Source organism: Bombilactobacillus mellifer, assembly GCF_000970795.1.
Classification (GTDB): Bacteria; Bacillota; Bacilli; order Lactobacillales; family Lactobacillaceae; genus Bombilactobacillus; species Bombilactobacillus mellifer.
The window spans coordinates 106,830-123,090 of record NZ_KQ034029.1; the positions used below are offsets into that span (position 1 = coordinate 106,830).

The window sequence follows — 16,261 nt, forward strand, 5'->3', positions numbered from 1 at the left end:
CTACTCTACTCGGGAACCATTCACCAAGGTTGAAGGCACGGTCACTAATTGCACTTGGCCCTGGTATTCGCTGGATAATAACATTCCATTACTGGTCACGCCCCGCATTTGCCGCGGTTTTAAATTAGTCACCGCTAAAACTTTTTGGTGGACTAGTACTTGAGGATCCGGATAAAACTCTGCAATGCCGGAAACAATTGTCCGAGTTGAATCGTTACCATCATCGACTGTGAATTGCAATAGTCGATCTGCTCCGGCCACTTTGTTGACAGCCAAAATTTCAACTACTTGAATTTGAAGTTTATTGAAATCTTTAATGCCCACTTCAGCTTTGTGCGGGTTTTGTTGTTTAGCTGCAGCTGATTTCGAAGTTTTGAGAGTGCCGGTGGCCTGAGCTTTTTGTTGTTCGGCCGTCATTTGCTTTTTAATATAAGCAACTTCCTGCTCTACATCTAAACGAGGAAAGATCGGTTGCGGCTGGGCCGTGACTTGTGCGCTTGGTAAATGACCGAAAGCAATTGGTTGTTTGGCAGCCTCATCCAGACCTAATTGTGCCAAAATCTTTTGCGGCGCGTGAGTCATCACTGGACTAATTAAGATTGCAATTACTCGCAGCGACTCTGCTAAATGTGCCAATACATTAGCCAAGCGGTCTTTTTGATTGGGATCTTTGGCTAAAACCCACGGTTCAGTTTGATCAATATACTTATTGGCTCGCGAAATAAACTTCCAAGTAACCTCTAAAGCGGTCGAAAATTCGAATTGATCCATTGCCGCATCATAAGCCACAATCGTTTGTTGGGCTTGTTGTTCTAAGTCCTGATCCACTTCAGTTTGTCCTAAATTTAATGAGGGCAGTTGTCCGTCACAGTATTTATTAATCATAGACACAGTGCGATTTAATAAATTACCCAAATCATTAGCCAGATCAAAATTAATTCGTTCGACAAAATCTTCAGGAGTAAAAACACCATCACTGCCAAAAGGAATGGCCCGCATTAAATAATACCGTAAGGCATCCAATCCATAGCGGTTGACCAACATTTCCGGATAAACTACATTGCCCTTAGATTTCGACATTTTGCCGTCTTTCATCAGTAGCCAACCATGTCCAAAGATTTGTTTCGGCAACGGCAAATCTAAAGCCATTAAAATAATCGGCCAGTATATTGTATGGAATCGAACAATTTCTTTTCCGACAAAATGGACATCCGCCGGCCAGTATTTATCAAACAAAGTGGTATCATCACTGCCATAACCTAAAGCTGTCACATAGTTCAATAAGGCATCTACCCAAACGTAAACCACATGTTTAGGATCACTAGGAATGGGGACTCCCCAATTAAAACTAGTCCGCGACATCGCCAAATCTTCTAAGCCGGGTTTAATAAAATTATTGATCATTTCCCGTTTACGACTTTCAGGTTGAATAAAATTAGGATGTTGATCATAGTATTCTAATAAACGATCGGCATATTTACTCATCTTGAAAAAGTAAGAAGGCTCTTTAACCAATTTCACTTCGTGCCCTGAGGGAGCCAGACCGCCAATGACTTGGCCGTGATCATCACGATAGACTTTTGCTAATTGCGACTCCGTAAAGTACTCTTCGTCATCGACTGAATACCAGCCGATATATTCGCCCAGATAAACGTCGCCTTGATCAATTAACTGTTGCACAATTTTTTGTACCGAACGCACATGCTCTGGATCCGTTGTTCGGATAAATTTGTCGTTGGAAATTTCTAATAGCTTCCATAATTTTTTAATACCAGCAGCCATTTGATCGACATAAGCTTGCGGCGTCATTTGTTGTGCTTCGGCTTTTTGTTCAATCTTAAGCCCATGTTCATCCGTGCCGGTCAAGAAAAAAACATCAAAACCGCGTGAACGTTTGTACCGAGCTAACGTATCGGCAGCAATGGTGGTATAAGAATTGCCAATCGTTAATTTGCCGGAAGGATAGTAAATGGGTGTCGTTAAGTAAAAAGTTGGTTTATCAGACATGAGAGTCCTCACTTTCTCCAAAATAGTTGAGTTAAATTATAGCATTACCAGCAACCACACAAAAGTCATACTGTTAGAAATCTATTAGCTGTTATCGGTGTTATTGGGACTGGGAATTTTGAAGTAAATGTGCTTGATATTGATGTGTAATAATCTGCAGATCTTCGGCTAATGCAGCTAAATACTGTTGATACTGGGCAGGAAATTCTTTTATTTGATTAGCCTGGGCGACACTTAATTGTGGTGTCTTTGTTTGTTGAAATGCCTGTTGTGCCACTGTCAATTTTTCAGCAAAAAGTTGTAAAATTTGTTGGTCTAGCTCCTGCATTTGTGTTTGCCAAGCCGTTGCTGCCATCACTATTCCTCCAATTTATCGAAAATTTTCGTAGCATCTCCCACCAGCATTGTCGCCTGCTGCGGTATCGCTAATGGGGTTTTATTAACTGCTACTAGCTGTGCAGCAGCCGAACGAAATTGAATTAATCCGGCAAATGGATAAACTTGAAAACTAGTCCCCACCACTACAATTAGATCTGCTTGTTGGACGGCTTGAATTGCTCGTTGCACATTTTGTTCGGCAATACCTTCACCGTATAGTACCACTTGGCTGCGAATAATTCCGCCGCAATCTTGATGATGATAATCCTGTAAATAATCTTGCCAAGGTACTGCCTGTTGACATTTCGTACAATATGTTTGATATAAATTGCCATGAAATTCTACTAAGTTATGTGCTCCGGCCTGTCGATCTAAGCCGTCAATATTTTGCGTAATCACCATTCCTTTGTGATTCGTAATAGCGGCCATCTTACGATGAATCACATTGGGCTGGGCTTCGGGAAAGAAGAGATTTTCTTTGACAAAATTCCAAAAGTCTTGCGGATGTTGAATAAAATTGTCATGACTTAAAGCATATTCTGCATTTTGTTTACCGGCATAAACCCCAGTTTCGGAACGATAGTCGGGGATCCCTGAAGCCGTAGATACACCGGCTCCTGTCATAAAAACCACATAATGAGCTTGTTGAATGGCTTGATTTAAATCGAACATACAATCACCTTTCTTTAGATTAAGTCCGCAGCTGATATTGAATTTGCTGCTGTTGTAAAAACTCTTGCACTGGTTGTTGATACCATTGTTGATACACCAATGAAGTCACTTTGGTCGCTGAAAGCAATTCCCCGGCATTTTGTTGATCTTGACGACCGACTAAAGCATAAGCGCGCTGATGCGTTTTTAATGAATTAAAGGGCAAATGTTTGATGAAAAAGAGTTGCTCTACAGTTAACCGCAATTGCCGGGGACTCAAAACCGGCGCCAAACTAATAAAATCACTGTAAGGCAAAGCTAAGTATTGATGTTGTTCTAATAGCTGGCTATATCGCTGCCATAACTCCACAATACTACGATGAATGCCCGTAGGTGTTGCCCGTAAATGCTTTTTTAATTGTTGATAGAGTGTCTGGGCCGCCACAAAGGCAGCCGCATAAGTGGTTTGCCAATCAGCCAAATCTTGACCGCCACTAAAAGTCAAAGCATCCAGCAGCATTAAGACCTGTAATGGAAAATAATTACTAGCTGTAGGCACCTTGTGGGCTATTCCCTGAATGAAATCATGTTCGATTGCAGGCGTAATTTCCTGGCGGGCCCGCTGCTGGTCCATAATCAAACCATGTTCCACACTGCCGACCAGAGCTTGTGCAGTAATTTGAATTTGCTGATCTAATTCCGGTCGGGCGGTGGTTACCGGAAACTGAACTTGTGGTCCCAATGTAATTTCAAACAAAACATGATGCAATTCATGTGCTAAGGTAAAATCGGGTTGTGTTGAATGAACTAAAATAATATGCACGTTGCCTTGAGCATCGCGCCGATGTCCTGATTGATCAAACGCTACCCATTCTTCTTGTCGCGGTTCAGTCTCTAAAATAATCTGTCCATCTAAGCGGTCTTGCACTTCGTTAAATAAAGCCTGGACTGCTGGTTGGAAAGCTTGAATTTGCATTCTATCACCTAGTTAAAACTCATAATTAGTATCTATTAGAGTATAATTAATTATAATTAATAGTATTATAGCACGCTTTACGAAAGGAGTTTTTAGCTTGAAAGTCAGTGTAAAATTAGATAGTAACAATCAATTACCAGCTGCTTATGGGAAATTCGCCAATCCTGAAGATTTTAAAAATCACTATCCCTTGCGATCTTTTCCAATACAAATAAGTGCATTACCGGCTCAAACTCGTACTTGGGCTTTTACTTTCACGGATCCAGACTCTATTCCCGTATGTGGTTTTTCGTGGATTCACTGGTCGGGTGCAAATTTACCTGCAGAAGTTTTAGAATTGCCAGCCAATGCCAGCCAACAACCACCAGTAGCTTTTTTACAAGGCAAAAATTCCACCATTAGTTCTTTTATCGGCGAAACGGATCCGACTATCTATGAACATTATGTGGGACCTACCCCACCAGATCAGCTGCATCGCTATGAATTACGTGTCTACGCCGTAGATCAAATTCTGCCTTTAACCAACGGCTTTTGGCTGAATGAATTACAACATGCCCTCACTGGTCACATCTTAGCTCATGCCAAAATCATTTTGCCTTATCGAGCCTAATTGTATAAAACCCTTGGTAGGATTGATTTTGAAATTTGCGAAATATAAAAAACTCCTGGACCAGCAAGGAGTTTTTTTGGTAATCAATAATTTGTAGTTAAGCTTTCTCCATTATTGGATCTTTTAAGATTTGGGTAAGCTATTGTCCTTCAAATTAAATGAAAGAAAGGGAGTTTGTTGATGTTTTAATTGGCGGATATACTCTACTAATATGCCTTCCCGTAAACCATTGCGGCAAAATTGTACCTGCTGTACTTGAAAGTGTTCCATGATTGTTGCTAAAGGTAACAACCCCACGGGCATAAAAGGCGCCCGCTGCGGTTCCATCTGAGATAATTTTAAATTTTCTGCCAAGGAGTTATTAATAATTTTGACTATCCACTTCTGTAATTGCTTACGTGTAAGCCAGGTAGCAGGTGAAGCTCCGATTATCTCCATTAGACAGCGATGCACCCCGCCTAACATTACCAGGTGTGAGATTGTCTTGTGCGAGATCGATTGCAAACTGGTTAAAATTAAGCTTCGGATTTGGGATTGCTGGGCGGCGTTCAATTGCTGTGGTTGTTGCAACAAATCAAACAGATTAACCGCTCCCCATGGCCAGCTGCCAGTTTGCTGTAATCGTCGCTGTTGCACGACCCCTAATTCAAAACTGCCGCCACCAGTATCTAAAAATAAAAAATCAGCTTGCAAACAGGATTGTTGCACTGCCAAAAAATCATAATATGCTTCTTGTTGACCCGTCAACACCGTAATTTTTATATCTGCTACTTGCTGGGCTGTTTGGATAAAAGCGCTTTGGTTACTAGCCTTACGCACCGCTTCAGTGGCCGTGGCCACAACTTGCTGAATTCGGTGTGACTTAATGATGGTTTGAAACTTGCGTAAAGCTTGAATGCCCGCTTGAAAATTAGCTGAATTGATGGCACCAGTCGTCGTCCGGTTTTTAGCCAGTTGCACAAATTCACGATATCGTTGAATTTCTTGAACTTGATATTGATCATCAATTTGATACAGGGCCATCCGAATAGAATTAGAACCAATATCAATGAGAGCAATTTTTTGCATCTTGCTGTTCTCCTTCAATGCATTCTGTTTTTAGAATACACAACAATTCCCAGAAAAGCGACGACTTTAATTAAATTATCCGAAGGATTTTTAGATCAGGATGATTGTTGACCAAACATAGCTAAAATAACTTCTTCACACTGAAAACTGAAGGCTCAAAAAAAGTGTCAACTTTAACGTTCACACTTTATTTTATTAATGCTTGATAAGCTTGTTTTTGAAAACGCTGTTGATTATAGCGGATTAATTGCTGTCGTTGCTGTGACGTAAGCTGCGGCTGTTGTTTGACCGCCTCAGCCAGAGATTGCTGTACTTGTTGTTGAATTTGACTTGTTACTTGGCTGCGAATAGCGGGATTTTGGAGTTTACGCTGCAGTTTTTGAGCTTGTTGGGTGGATAAGACCAGCCAGGTCTGTGGGATTTTAAAATTGTAATGTCGCTGAATCAGTTCATGGTCATTATTAGCAATCCCAAATAAAAACCGACTCCAACCATTGGAATACACCCATTCTTGCCGGCGCGTTTCCAGTTGTGCGGTCGAGCGCTGGGTAGTGTGCACCTTCCAGGTAGCTGTCGTCGTTTTAGTCGCTTGGGGCTTGGTCGATCCTGGCACGCGATACAAGTAAACACGTTCTTGGTGCGCTGTACCTAAATCACGATATAACAGTGCTGATAGATGAGTGGCTGAAAGACTAGATTCCAATGGCACAGTTTGCACTTGGGTAACTTTTTTCATGCCCCAGTGATAAGTACTATTACCAATAATCGCCACCAAAATAATGACAATTAACCCGTCGCAAATGCCCCGCGTCCAATTGCCTATTCGGCGATTACGTAAATAAACACCACCAAAGTAACCAATTAATGTCACAATTACTAATAAAATAATTATCATTTACGCTTCCTCCGTGGCCAGATCTGTTGAGGTGCCTTTATCTTTTAAGAAGAAAGATAATACTAATGTTACTAAACAAAAACCTACTGCAACCGCAAAAGCAGCCCGATAACCACTAATTGTAGCCGTAATAAATTGTTGCCGGTATGCAAGCGGCGTTTGTCGCAAAACACTCGTTGCCGGTTTCAAATTATTAGTAACGTTCGTCAAGACACTGATTAAAATCGCGGTTCCCATCGAAGTAAAGACTTGGCGACAAGTATTATTAACCGCCGTGCCATGACTAATCAGATTGTAAGGCAAGGCATTCATTCCTGCTGTGGTAACCGGCATATTGACCATTGAACTGCCAAACATCCGAAAGGTATATAAAGCGACAATATAAACTATTGAAGTGTGTTGGGTAATAAAAATAAACGGCACTGTCCCTGCGGTTAAGAAAAACATCCCCGTAGTTGCTAAACGTTTGGCCCCGTAGCGGTCGAAAGCGGCCCCCGTAATAGGACTCATTATTCCGGTAATCAAAGCTCCTAATAATAACGCCAATCCTGAATGAAAAGCCGATAAGCCTTTGACAATTTGTAAATATAACGGCAAAACCATTTCAATACCCATCATCGCCATATTGGTAACCGCAGATAATACTACCGACAGCGAAAATTCCGGTGATTGAAAAACCCGTAATTGTAAAAACGGCTGCTCTAAATGTAATTGACGATAAGTAAAAATCGTAATAAAAATAATCCCAATAATAATGGCGCCATAGACTTTAGGAGAAGTCCAACCGTCATCCCCAACCGAGGAGAAGCCAAACAACAAACTGCCAAAACCTATAGTGGACTCAATAATAGACCAAACGTCGATAGTGTTTCGATAATTCTTTAACACTGAATGCATTGTAAAAAAGCTCGTAATAACTACTAAAGTGACAATCGGAATGATGATGCTAAACAAATCCCGCCAAGTCCAATTATCGATTACCCAACCTGACAAAGTAGGGCCAATGGCGGGCGCTAAACCGATAACTAAACCGCCTAATCCCATTGCAATCCCCCGCTTTTCAGGTGGAAAAACGGTTAACATAATAGTTTGCATCAAGGGCATCGTAATGCCTACGGCCACTCCTTGAATTAAACGACCGCTAAGTAAAATACTAAATGTCGGTGCCACGTAACAAATAATTGTGCCCACTAAAAAAGTAGACATAGCTCCAATATACAGGGCTTTGGAGTTAATCCGAGTACTGAGCCACGCACTAATTGGAATCATTACCCCGTTGACCATCATAAAACCGGTAGTTAGCCACTGCACGGTGGCGGCGGAAATATTAAAAGTTTTCATCAGAGTCGGGAAAGCGGTCGATAAAATAGTTCCGTTGAGAACGGTACAAAAAGTCCCCGCTAATAAAGTGACCACCATCGCAATCACATTAAATTGTTTCCCATTTCGATCTTTTGTTGAATTCATTCTGACACCTCTGGTTTATGGACCGCTTGGCGGCCGACTTCTTGCAATACTTTTGTAAAATCAATCTGTTGAATTTCGTCGCTCACCCGTTGGACCAATTGATTAAAAATTGCCAACTCTTGCTTCGTAAAATGTGCAAATAAAATCTGATCCCACTGGGCGAGGATTTGTAATAACTGTTCGTGAAATTTTTGAGCTTTGGCTGTAGGCTGGACAATTTTTTTACGATGGTTAGTCGGATCTTCTTGTCGTTGAATCCAGCCATTCCCTTCTAAATTACGCAAACTACGCGCTACACTCGATTCATCGGTCAATAAATGTTGGGCTAACGTTTTTTGACTGGTTCTTGGATAACTGGCGACTGCAAAAATTAATAAACCTTCAAAATAATTAACGCCATAGGGCTTAATAAACTGTCTTATGAGTTGCCGTTTTCCACGCGTAAAACCTACTTCAAACTGATGCCAAGCTTGATTATCCAAAAGGGACAACCTCCTTTCCAGCGATAATTGCCAGCATAATTCAATTGTTGATCAATGTCAAGTGTTGTCATTAACTAACTGTTGACAGATAGATCATAAAAAAGCTGATCGTTTTAAGAAACGATCAGCCATTAATAAGAACAAATTTCAAAACTCATGTAGAGCATCTTATTGCTTAATTTGCTGATTAATCTGGGCCACCAGTGCTTGGGGATTTTTGACTTCCAGCACTAAAGAATGATACTTTTCGTGTTGCAACTTAATCACAATGACTGTGCGGCCAGCTTTAATATTATAAAAATTGAGCATTCCTTGATTCTTAAAAGTTCCCGCGTAATAATAACCCGGTATACTGGTGCCCAGCACGCGCCATCCCCGCGATGCTCTAGATATTTCACTATTAACTGTGGCGCTTAGAATATGCTGATAGGGAACGACCACTTTCTTGCGTAAACTCCAAATTTTATCCAGTCCTTGTGGCTCTACAACTAACTGACGTGTTTGCAAAGTGATTTTGTTAGCCATTGCACTGTCCCCCCTCACACCCAATTTTGCGATGACGCAACCACGTTGATTATACTAAATGGGCAATTATGGAACTAATTTGCATTTTGAATAAAACAAACCTGCTAAACTCTGATGGCCTTAATACTTGACTACAGTTTCAAATAATCAATTAAAATTTTCGAAAACATTTGGCAGCAATTTATTTTCTAAACTCCCTTAAAGCAAGCAAGCTTCCAGGCACACTATATTATTAAACAAATTGCTCTTCATCCTTGTTAAATCAGGACCAGCACCATTAGTGATTTCATTCTAGGTGGATTGAATTTTCTTTTCAACCTATTAGTCAAGAAAAAGTGCAAACACTGTTATAGATAGCTATTAATACCTGCAGCTTGGTTTAATCAAAATAATTCACACCCACAGCGGCCCGTACTTCCTCTAATGTTTGATTAGCCGTTATGTTAGCTTTGGCACTTCCTTTTTGCAACATCCGTGCCACTTCTCCTAAATCTTTGGCATATTCAGCTCGGCGATTACGAATTGGAGCCAACACTGCGTCCAAGACCTCTTCTAAATATTTCTTCACGGTGACATCCCCCAAACCACCATGTTGATACTGTGCCTTGAGCTCAGCTACATGTTTTTGATCCGGATCAAAAACATCTAAATATTCAAAGACTGTATTGCCCTCCACTTGACCGGGGTCATTCACATGAATATGATGAGGATCAGTGTACATTTGCATCACTTTACGATGTAATTCATCAGCACTATCTGCTAAATAAATGGCATTATTTAAAGACTTACTCATTTTTGCATTCCCATCTAAGCCGGGTAAACGTCCCTGCCCTTTAGGTGGGAAATAGCCTTGTGGTTCTACTAAAACTGAACATTGATAAGTATTATTAAAGGCACGCACAATTTCACGGGCTTGTTCCATCATCGGCTCCTGATCATCACCCACAGGCACTGTATCCGCCTTAAAAGCAGTAATATCCGCTGTTTGACTGACAGGATAAATTAAAAATCCTGCCGGGACACTTTCACCAAATTGTTTTTGTTGAATTTCGGTTTTGACAGTGGGATTGCGTTCCAAACGGCTTAACGTTACCAAATCCAAGTAGTACATGGTCAATTCATTGAGGGCCGGGATTTGCGATTGCACAAAAATAGTAGATTTATTTGGATCTAAACCCACTGCCAAATAATCCAAAGCAACTTGCAATAGGCTGTTTTGAATTTTTTCCGGATTACGAGCGTTATCGGTTAAAGCCTGCATATCAGCAATCATGACGAAATTTTGATATTCACCGTTATTTTGTAATTCCACGCGACTTTTCAAAGAACCAATATAATGCCCAATGTGCAGTTTTCCTGTCGGCCGATCAGCGGTTAACATAATATGTTGTGCCATTTTATTTCCTCCTTATACCAAAAAAGCCCTTTTGTTGACTTGCAACAAAAGGACGATTACCCGTGGTACCACCTTATTTGTAGATTGCTCTACCACTTATTCCACTTAAGGCGCGGTCACCAATCTCCACGTAGCTCCAATTCTTTTTTGCCATGGGCCAACTTTTCACTAACCAGCTGGTCGCTGTTTTCCCAGTCAAAAAATACTCCGCACTACATTTGCTAGCTATTATACTATAAAAAAGGTGCGGCTGCTGTAAAATATATTTGAAACTTATTGGAGGGTATCTATGACCTTAAATAATGAATCTCGTGCCGCCGAACAACAACGCGTCGATCACATCGAAAAACTGATTACCACTCAATTAGCCCAAACTCAAACGAAACTCAATCAAGCTCAACAAGAACGTCGCCGGGTCGAAAAAAACTTTGGTGCCAACACTCGGGCCGATTATGTAGAAGCCGATGATGTCATTGACACCAATGCTACTTTAGCACAACAAAAGCAATTAATGGCTAGTGCCACTACTAATGAAGATATTTTGCACAAGCAAAAACAATCCCTGCAACTACTGGCACAAAATCCCTATTTTGGACGCATTGATATCGAAGAAGATCACGAACCAGATACCCTATATATTGGAACGGCCTCTTTAGAAGATGATCAGGGCAATTTTTTAATCTATGATTGGCGCGCGCCGATCGCCGGAATTTATTACAATGGTACTTTGGGTTCTGTCAAATATCGCAGTCCTAGTGGCCTACAAACTGTCGAACTAAAACGAAAACGTCAATTTGTCATTCAAGCCGGTCAAATTATCAATATGTTTGATACTAATGAAACCATTGGCGATGAAATTCTACAAAAGACATTAAACGAAGCTAGCAGTGAACAGATGAAAAATATTGTCGCGACAATTCAGCAAGATCAAAATCAAATAATTCGCAATACCCAAGCCGATATTCTCCTAGTCCAAGGTGCGGCTGGCTCTGGCAAAACATCTGCGGTCATGCAGCGGATTGCTTTTTTGTTATATCATAATCGGACGCAATTAACGGCAGAAGAAATTATTTTATTTTCCCCTAATACCTTGTTTTCCAATTATATTGCCGCTGTCCTCCCTAGTTTAGGAGAAAACAATATGCGCCAAGTTACCTTGCAACATTTTTTAGCTAAAAGGCTGCACGGATTACAAGTTGAAACTTTATTTGCACGTTTTGAAAAAGAACAAATAACTACGTCGGCCAGCTTTCAAGCTATTAGTAAATACAAAGCTAGTAGTCAATTTGTCACTGATCTGCAGACCTTTTTGCAAACAGCAGACTTAACTCAATCTTTTCAAGATATTTTGTTTGAAGGCCATCCGATTTTTAAGCGTCAGCATTTGCAAAATCTCTATCAAAAACTACCGCGCAATCTCTTAATAGCCGATAAATTCTTGGCTATCAAAAATCACCTCATCAAACAATTAAATCATTATTTAAAAACACAACGAACAGCCGATTGGGTGCTCTCAGCCCTTGATAATTTAAGTGAAAGCCAAATTAATACGTTATTGTATCGTGCCCAGGCACTAGATGCTTCGAGTCAGCAACAGCAACAAGCTTTAATTAAAGCTGTTATCCATCAACGCTACTTGCCTGTTTATGAAGCTCTTTATAATAATTACTTTTTTAATGTTTATCAACTGTATCACGACTTTTTAACGAGGGATGTCCCAAAGTCAATTAATTCCCAGCATTGGCAAGAAATGATCGCAGCTTATGATCACCAATTAGAAGCGCATCGAATCAATTACGAAGATGCAACAGCGATTTTATTTTTACGCCAGCAAATTACCGGGGAAGGTCAAAATCATCAAATAAAATATCTTATGATTGATGAAGTCCAAGATTACACGCCGCTGCAATTGGCTTATATTCAACATTCTTTTCCGCTAGCCAAATTAACTCTTCTAGGTGATTTATCACAAAATGTTTATGGTTCTCCCACTTCTTTACAAGACACTGCCACCACTTTAAAAGTACTTTTCCCGCAACATAAAAAAACCGTAATTACGTTACATCAAAGTTATCGTTCTACAGCTAACATTACAAATTTTGCTAAACAATTAATTCCGATGGGTCAGCAAATCCGAGCTTTTAACCGCATTGGTTCTTTACCTCAGTGGTACATTAGTGACGATGCCCGTAAAACTACGCAACAAATTAGTCAACAGGCTTTAAAAAAATACCATACGGTTGCTATTATCACGAAGACTAATGTTCAAGCGCAAGCATTAGCCAAAAGTTGGTCAGCCAAAATTCCGGTCCATTTATTGACAGAACAGGATCGTAAAATTCCCCGGGGAATTCTTATTTTACCGATCTACCTTGCTAAGGGTTTAGAATTTGATTGCGTCCTTGGTTATCAAATTACGGCTGCAAACTATGCTATGCCCACCGACCGCAATATTCTCTACACTTTAGCAACGCGCGCTTTACACCAGCTGTACTTAGTCAGTGAAAATCCGGTTAGTCCTTTTTTACAGCAGTTGGATCCCGACAGTTTTCAGCTACAACGCCAATTAACCACCAAAAAGCAGCCTTAAACTCAAGGCTGCTTTTTCATTGATTATTATGGGCAGGAGATCTATTGCATCAGCTTAGGGGTTGTAATACCTTAAATTAAAATGACTTTCATCAAGGCCACGAAAATGCCCAACATTAAGTTTAAACTGAAATTCTGGGTAGCTAAATAAACTGTCGCTAATAACCAGCCAATAGCACAATAAACAAATAAGTTAATAAAATGTAAATTTTCCATGTTGAGTAAACCAAAGACAAGACCGCTCAAGAATATTCCTCCTAAAGCGCTCATTAAATTATTCTTTAAAAAGAAATAATTAAAGAAAAATCCGACACAAACGTATTGTTGTTCGATAGCTATAATTAAACTGGAAGTTAACAAATCAAACCAAAAAGCGGCCTGACCATAGGCTAGATAGTCTGTGGGATTAGTTAATGAAGGGAAAAAACTTTTGGCTTTTAAATAACTAACCAGCACCATAAAACAACCCAGAACTAAGATCGCCAAGAGAATAATATTAAAAAAACTATTCACTCCGTTGCGCCAAGTATCTTCAAAAGTTATAAAGAACTTTTGTTCATGATGATAACGGCCCGACATGATTAGTAAAACGAGAATTGACACTAATAAAAACGAAGCCGCCATGAATGTATGTAATCCTGTTTGGCTAATGCACAGCTGTTCCCAGCGTTGACAAGCAATAACTAGTACTAACCAAATTATATACCACAAAACATTCGCCAATGGCGCGCGCAAAGATCTCATCCATATTCACCTACTATATCACTTACAGCGCATTATACCATTGCCATTAAAAACACTACAAATAATTTTACCTAAAAACAGCCATCTATAATTTAGTTACAGATGACCGTTGGATAATCTTAAGACTTATTAGTTTTTTATTGTGCTTGTTGTAGGAATTTTTCCAAACTAGTCGGGGTCGGCAAACCTTCGTTATCTCCGCGATGTTGCATTTGAATAGCTTCTAGAGCCAATCCGCGCTGTAAACTTTGGCTAACAGATAGGTTTTCCAACATAGCGGTCAGAACTCCAGCGACAAAACCGTCCCCGGCACCAACTTTATCGACTAAATGTTCCACTTTAAAAGTGGGTAACTGCGTAGTCGTCACAGTTCCATCCCGATGACGTTGGCAACTGTAAGCCCCATCATCGATCAAATTAATAATTACTTGTTGTACCGAAGGAGTTTGCAAATAAAACTCAGCTATTTGAGAAACCTCTGCCATCCCTGTCAAAGTCTGAGCCTCTTTGATATTGGGCATGATCACATCACACAAACGCGCAATCTCATTGGTACGTTGAATCATTTGTTCAGTGCTTTCCCAAATGGTGGGGCGTAAATTAGGATCAAAGGTAATCAAGACTTGATGTTGACGTGCTAACTTAATCAACTGGAGAGTCGTTTGATATCCTGCTTCACTTAAACCTGCCAAAATACCACCTAAATGTAAAATTTTGACCCGCTCAAAGTCCACCTGTGTAACCTGCTGGGGACTTAAATGTGCTGCTGCGCTGGCTTTGCGATAATAATCCACCTCTGGCTGACCATTGGTTGCCATCCCCTTTAGCATCATGCCCGTGGACCACTCTGACGTTTGATAAACATTGGTCGTCGCAATTTGTTCCCGTTTTAGCAAGTTAAGAATTTTTTGTCCGAACACATCTTGGCCAATTTGGGTGATAAATTGTACCGTATGTTGCAAGCGGGCAACCCCAATTGCCACATTTAAATCGGCTCCTGCCAGTCGACACTCAAATTGGTTCACCTGAGCTAATGGACCAGGCGTTTGCGCGATAAATAGCCCCATTGGCTCGCCTGCTGTGATTAATTCGGTCATGACTGATTTACTCCTCTTATTAACTATTCTGCATCTTCTAGTTTATTTAAATCGCGTCCTGTAACATCTTTGGAGACATAAGCGCTTCCAAAAGTTATTAATGAAAAGACAATAATCATCAAAGCCACGGGCCACCAACTATTAGTAGTAGCTGCGACCCAAGTTGCGGCCATCAACGGCCCAAAACCTGTGGCAATCACGCCGGCGATTTCTTTAGCTAATGAGACCATTGTGACCCGGTTTTTTGAACCAAACAACTCTGATAAAGTGACATTTTCCAAAGCAAATAACCCTTGCACACCAACATTCAAACCAATAATCATCGAAATAGTTAATACTATCGTATTTTTACTTTCAATTAATAACATCATTGGCACCGCATAAATTGCCATGGCTAAAGACAAAATCATGTACATTCTGCGGCGGCCAAATTTATCGCCTAAATAACCCACTATCGGAATAGTAGCGAATGAAACAATGGAAGAAATAATATTAGCATTCGTAGTCACCGTTTTTTGCAAGGACAAAACCGTTACAATGAAACCTGCTAAGTAAGTTTGGAGTAATCCACTATTGCCTGCCTGACCAAAACGTAAGCCTAAAGCAACCCACAAACTTTTATGTTCCAAAATCGGCTTCTCTTTTGTTTGAACATCAGCGGCTTTTTCACGTTCGGCAGCCAATAATTGCTTCTTTTCCGCCATTACCGGACTTTCTTTAACAAAGATTCGAATTAAAACAGCGGCAATCATGACAATAAATGAAGCAAAGAATGGAATTCGCCAACCCCAAGTCATCAAATCATTTTTATTAACTGAAGTCAAAATAATTGACCAAATTAAATTAGCCAGTAAAGTCCCGGTCGAAGTACCTAAACAAACGAGACTGCCAATAAAACCACGATTTTTGACTTGCGAGAACTCGGCCACCATGACGCCGGCGCCACTAATTTCCGCACCTGCGCCTAAACCTTGGACAATGCGCAAAGTGACCAACCCGATAGGTGCCATAATTCCCACGCTTTGATAAGTCGGCAAAAAACCAATTAAAGTGGAAGCCAAACCCATGAGAATAATAGTTACGAATAAAACGGTTCGGCGGCCAATTTTATCTCCAATCCGCCCAAAGACATAAGCACCGACTAAGCGGGCAACATAGCCGGCACCATAAGTTCCCATAGACATAATTAAACCCATGGCTGGACTAGAATCAGGGAAAAATACTTCATCAAAAACGATCGCTGCGGCTAAAGAATATAGTTGAAAATCCATAAACTCCATCGCCGTGCCTAACCAACCACTAGCGGCCACTTTTACTAGTTCTTTAGTGTCTACTTCATAACTTTTTTTATCGGCCATTTTACATCACCTTACTTT

Annotated in this window: 15 protein-coding genes; 2 read left to right on the top strand and 13 right to left on the bottom strand. The window is 40.5% G+C overall.

What is annotated here, in order from left to right:
* The 4 genes from metG to JG30_RS06725 form a co-directional block, all read right to left on the bottom strand.
* Complete coding sequence (gene metG, locus JG30_RS06710; RefSeq protein ID WP_046317489.1) at positions 1-2,007, bottom strand: methionine--tRNA ligase; 2,007 nt, start codon at positions 2,005-2,007, stop codon at positions 1-3.
* Positions 2,008-2,107: 100 nt separating this feature from the next.
* A complete protein-coding gene (locus JG30_RS06715) occupies positions 2,108-2,362 on the bottom strand; it encodes a hypothetical protein (protein ID WP_046317490.1) in 255 nt (84 codons plus the stop codon).
* A gap of 2 nt (positions 2,363-2,364) precedes the next feature.
* The gene (locus JG30_RS06720) at positions 2,365-3,057 is read right to left on the bottom strand and encodes an NAD-dependent protein deacylase (RefSeq protein ID WP_046317492.1); all 693 of its coding nucleotides are present in this window, start codon (positions 3,055-3,057) and stop codon (positions 2,365-2,367) included.
* 19 nt (positions 3,058-3,076) lie between these two features.
* Positions 3,077-4,012: a hypothetical protein gene (locus JG30_RS06725; RefSeq protein ID WP_046317494.1), complete on the bottom strand. Its 936-nt coding sequence runs from the start codon at positions 4,010-4,012 to the stop codon at positions 3,077-3,079.
* 97 nt (positions 4,013-4,109) lie between these two features.
* Between JG30_RS06725 and JG30_RS06730 the strand changes: the two genes are divergently transcribed.
* Positions 4,110-4,622 carry a YbhB/YbcL family Raf kinase inhibitor-like protein gene (locus tag JG30_RS06730; RefSeq protein ID WP_046317496.1) on the top strand — a complete coding sequence of 171 codons (513 nt, stop codon included), beginning with the start codon at positions 4,110-4,112 and terminating at the stop codon, positions 4,620-4,622.
* 123 nt (positions 4,623-4,745) lie between these two features.
* Here the strand turns inward: JG30_RS06730 and JG30_RS06735 are convergent, their stop codons facing one another.
* The 6 genes from JG30_RS06735 to trpS form a co-directional block, all read right to left on the bottom strand.
* A complete protein-coding gene (locus JG30_RS06735; RefSeq protein WP_046317498.1) occupies positions 4,746-5,690 on the bottom strand; it encodes a Ppx/GppA phosphatase family protein in 945 nt (314 codons plus the stop codon).
* A gap of 187 nt (positions 5,691-5,877) precedes the next feature.
* Complete coding sequence (locus tag JG30_RS06740) at positions 5,878-6,585, bottom strand: DUF4811 domain-containing protein (protein WP_046317500.1); 708 nt, start codon at positions 6,583-6,585, stop codon at positions 5,878-5,880.
* Positions 6,586-8,052: an MDR family MFS transporter gene (locus tag JG30_RS06745; RefSeq protein WP_046317502.1), complete on the bottom strand. Its 1,467-nt coding sequence runs from the start codon at positions 8,050-8,052 to the stop codon at positions 6,586-6,588. It abuts the gene before it with no gap.
* Entirely contained in the window at positions 8,049-8,534 is a 486-nt protein-coding gene (locus JG30_RS06750) for a MarR family winged helix-turn-helix transcriptional regulator (RefSeq protein WP_046317503.1), read from the bottom strand. Before JG30_RS06750 ends, JG30_RS06745 begins: the two co-directional genes overlap by 4 nt.
* A gap of 168 nt (positions 8,535-8,702) precedes the next feature.
* Complete coding sequence (locus JG30_RS06755; RefSeq protein ID WP_046317504.1) at positions 8,703-9,059, bottom strand: PH domain-containing protein; 357 nt, start codon at positions 9,057-9,059, stop codon at positions 8,703-8,705.
* A gap of 379 nt (positions 9,060-9,438) precedes the next feature.
* Positions 9,439-10,455 (bottom strand): tryptophan--tRNA ligase, encoded by a 1,017-nt coding sequence (trpS, locus tag JG30_RS06760; protein ID WP_046317506.1) that lies wholly within the window; start codon positions 10,453-10,455, stop codon positions 9,439-9,441.
* 289 nt (positions 10,456-10,744) lie between these two features.
* On the opposite strand from trpS, the gene helD reads away from it, so the two are divergent.
* Entirely contained in the window at positions 10,745-13,045 is a 2,301-nt protein-coding gene (helD, locus tag JG30_RS06765) for an RNA polymerase recycling motor HelD (RefSeq protein ID WP_046317508.1), read from the top strand.
* A 71-nt stretch (positions 13,046-13,116) separates the two neighbouring features.
* On the opposite strand, the gene JG30_RS06770 is transcribed toward helD, so the two are convergent.
* The 3 genes from JG30_RS06770 to JG30_RS06780 form a co-directional block, all read right to left on the bottom strand.
* Positions 13,117-13,788, bottom strand: a complete 672-nt coding sequence (locus tag JG30_RS06770) for a hypothetical protein (protein ID WP_046317510.1) — start codon at positions 13,786-13,788, stop codon at positions 13,117-13,119.
* Between the two features lie 137 nt (positions 13,789-13,925).
* A complete protein-coding gene (locus JG30_RS06775; RefSeq protein WP_046317513.1) occupies positions 13,926-14,885 on the bottom strand; it encodes a sugar kinase in 960 nt (319 codons plus the stop codon).
* 23 nt (positions 14,886-14,908) lie between these two features.
* Positions 14,909-16,243 (bottom strand): MFS transporter, encoded by a 1,335-nt coding sequence (locus JG30_RS06780; RefSeq protein ID WP_046317515.1) that lies wholly within the window; start codon positions 16,241-16,243, stop codon positions 14,909-14,911.
* Positions 16,244-16,261 lie beyond the last annotated feature (18 nt).

What these genes read in the sequence shown, in the direction of transcription:
- metG (WP_046317489.1), bottom strand. Translation starts at nt 2,007, where the DNA reads ATGTCTGATAAACCAACTTTTTACTTAACGACACCCATTTACTATCCT.
- JG30_RS06715 (WP_046317490.1), bottom strand. Translation starts at nt 2,362, where the DNA reads ATGGCAGCAACGGCTTGGCAAACACAAATGCAGGAGCTAGACCAACAA.
- JG30_RS06720 (WP_046317492.1), bottom strand. Translation starts at nt 3,057, where the DNA reads ATGTTCGATTTAAATCAAGCCATTCAACAAGCTCATTATGTGGTTTTT.
- JG30_RS06725 (WP_046317494.1), bottom strand. Translation starts at nt 4,012, where the DNA reads ATGCAAATTCAAGCTTTCCAACCAGCAGTCCAGGCTTTATTTAACGAA.
- JG30_RS06735 (WP_046317498.1), bottom strand. Translation starts at nt 5,690, where the DNA reads ATGCAAAAAATTGCTCTCATTGATATTGGTTCTAATTCTATTCGGATG.
- JG30_RS06740 (WP_046317500.1), bottom strand. Translation starts at nt 6,585, where the DNA reads ATGATAATTATTTTATTAGTAATTGTGACATTAATTGGTTACTTTGGT.
- JG30_RS06745 (WP_046317502.1), bottom strand. Translation starts at nt 8,052, where the DNA reads ATGAATTCAACAAAAGATCGAAATGGGAAACAATTTAATGTGATTGCG.
- JG30_RS06755 (WP_046317504.1), bottom strand. Translation starts at nt 9,059, where the DNA reads ATGGCTAACAAAATCACTTTGCAAACACGTCAGTTAGTTGTAGAGCCA.
- trpS (WP_046317506.1), bottom strand. Translation starts at nt 10,455, where the DNA reads ATGGCACAACATATTATGTTAACCGCTGATCGGCCGACAGGAAAACTG.
- helD (WP_046317508.1), top strand. Translation starts at nt 10,745, where the DNA reads ATGACCTTAAATAATGAATCTCGTGCCGCCGAACAACAACGCGTCGAT.
- JG30_RS06770 (WP_046317510.1), bottom strand. Translation starts at nt 13,788, where the DNA reads ATGAGATCTTTGCGCGCGCCATTGGCGAATGTTTTGTGGTATATAATT.
- JG30_RS06775 (WP_046317513.1), bottom strand. Translation starts at nt 14,885, where the DNA reads ATGACCGAATTAATCACAGCAGGCGAGCCAATGGGGCTATTTATCGCG.
- JG30_RS06780 (WP_046317515.1), bottom strand. Translation starts at nt 16,243, where the DNA reads ATGGCCGATAAAAAAAGTTATGAAGTAGACACTAAAGAACTAGTAAAA.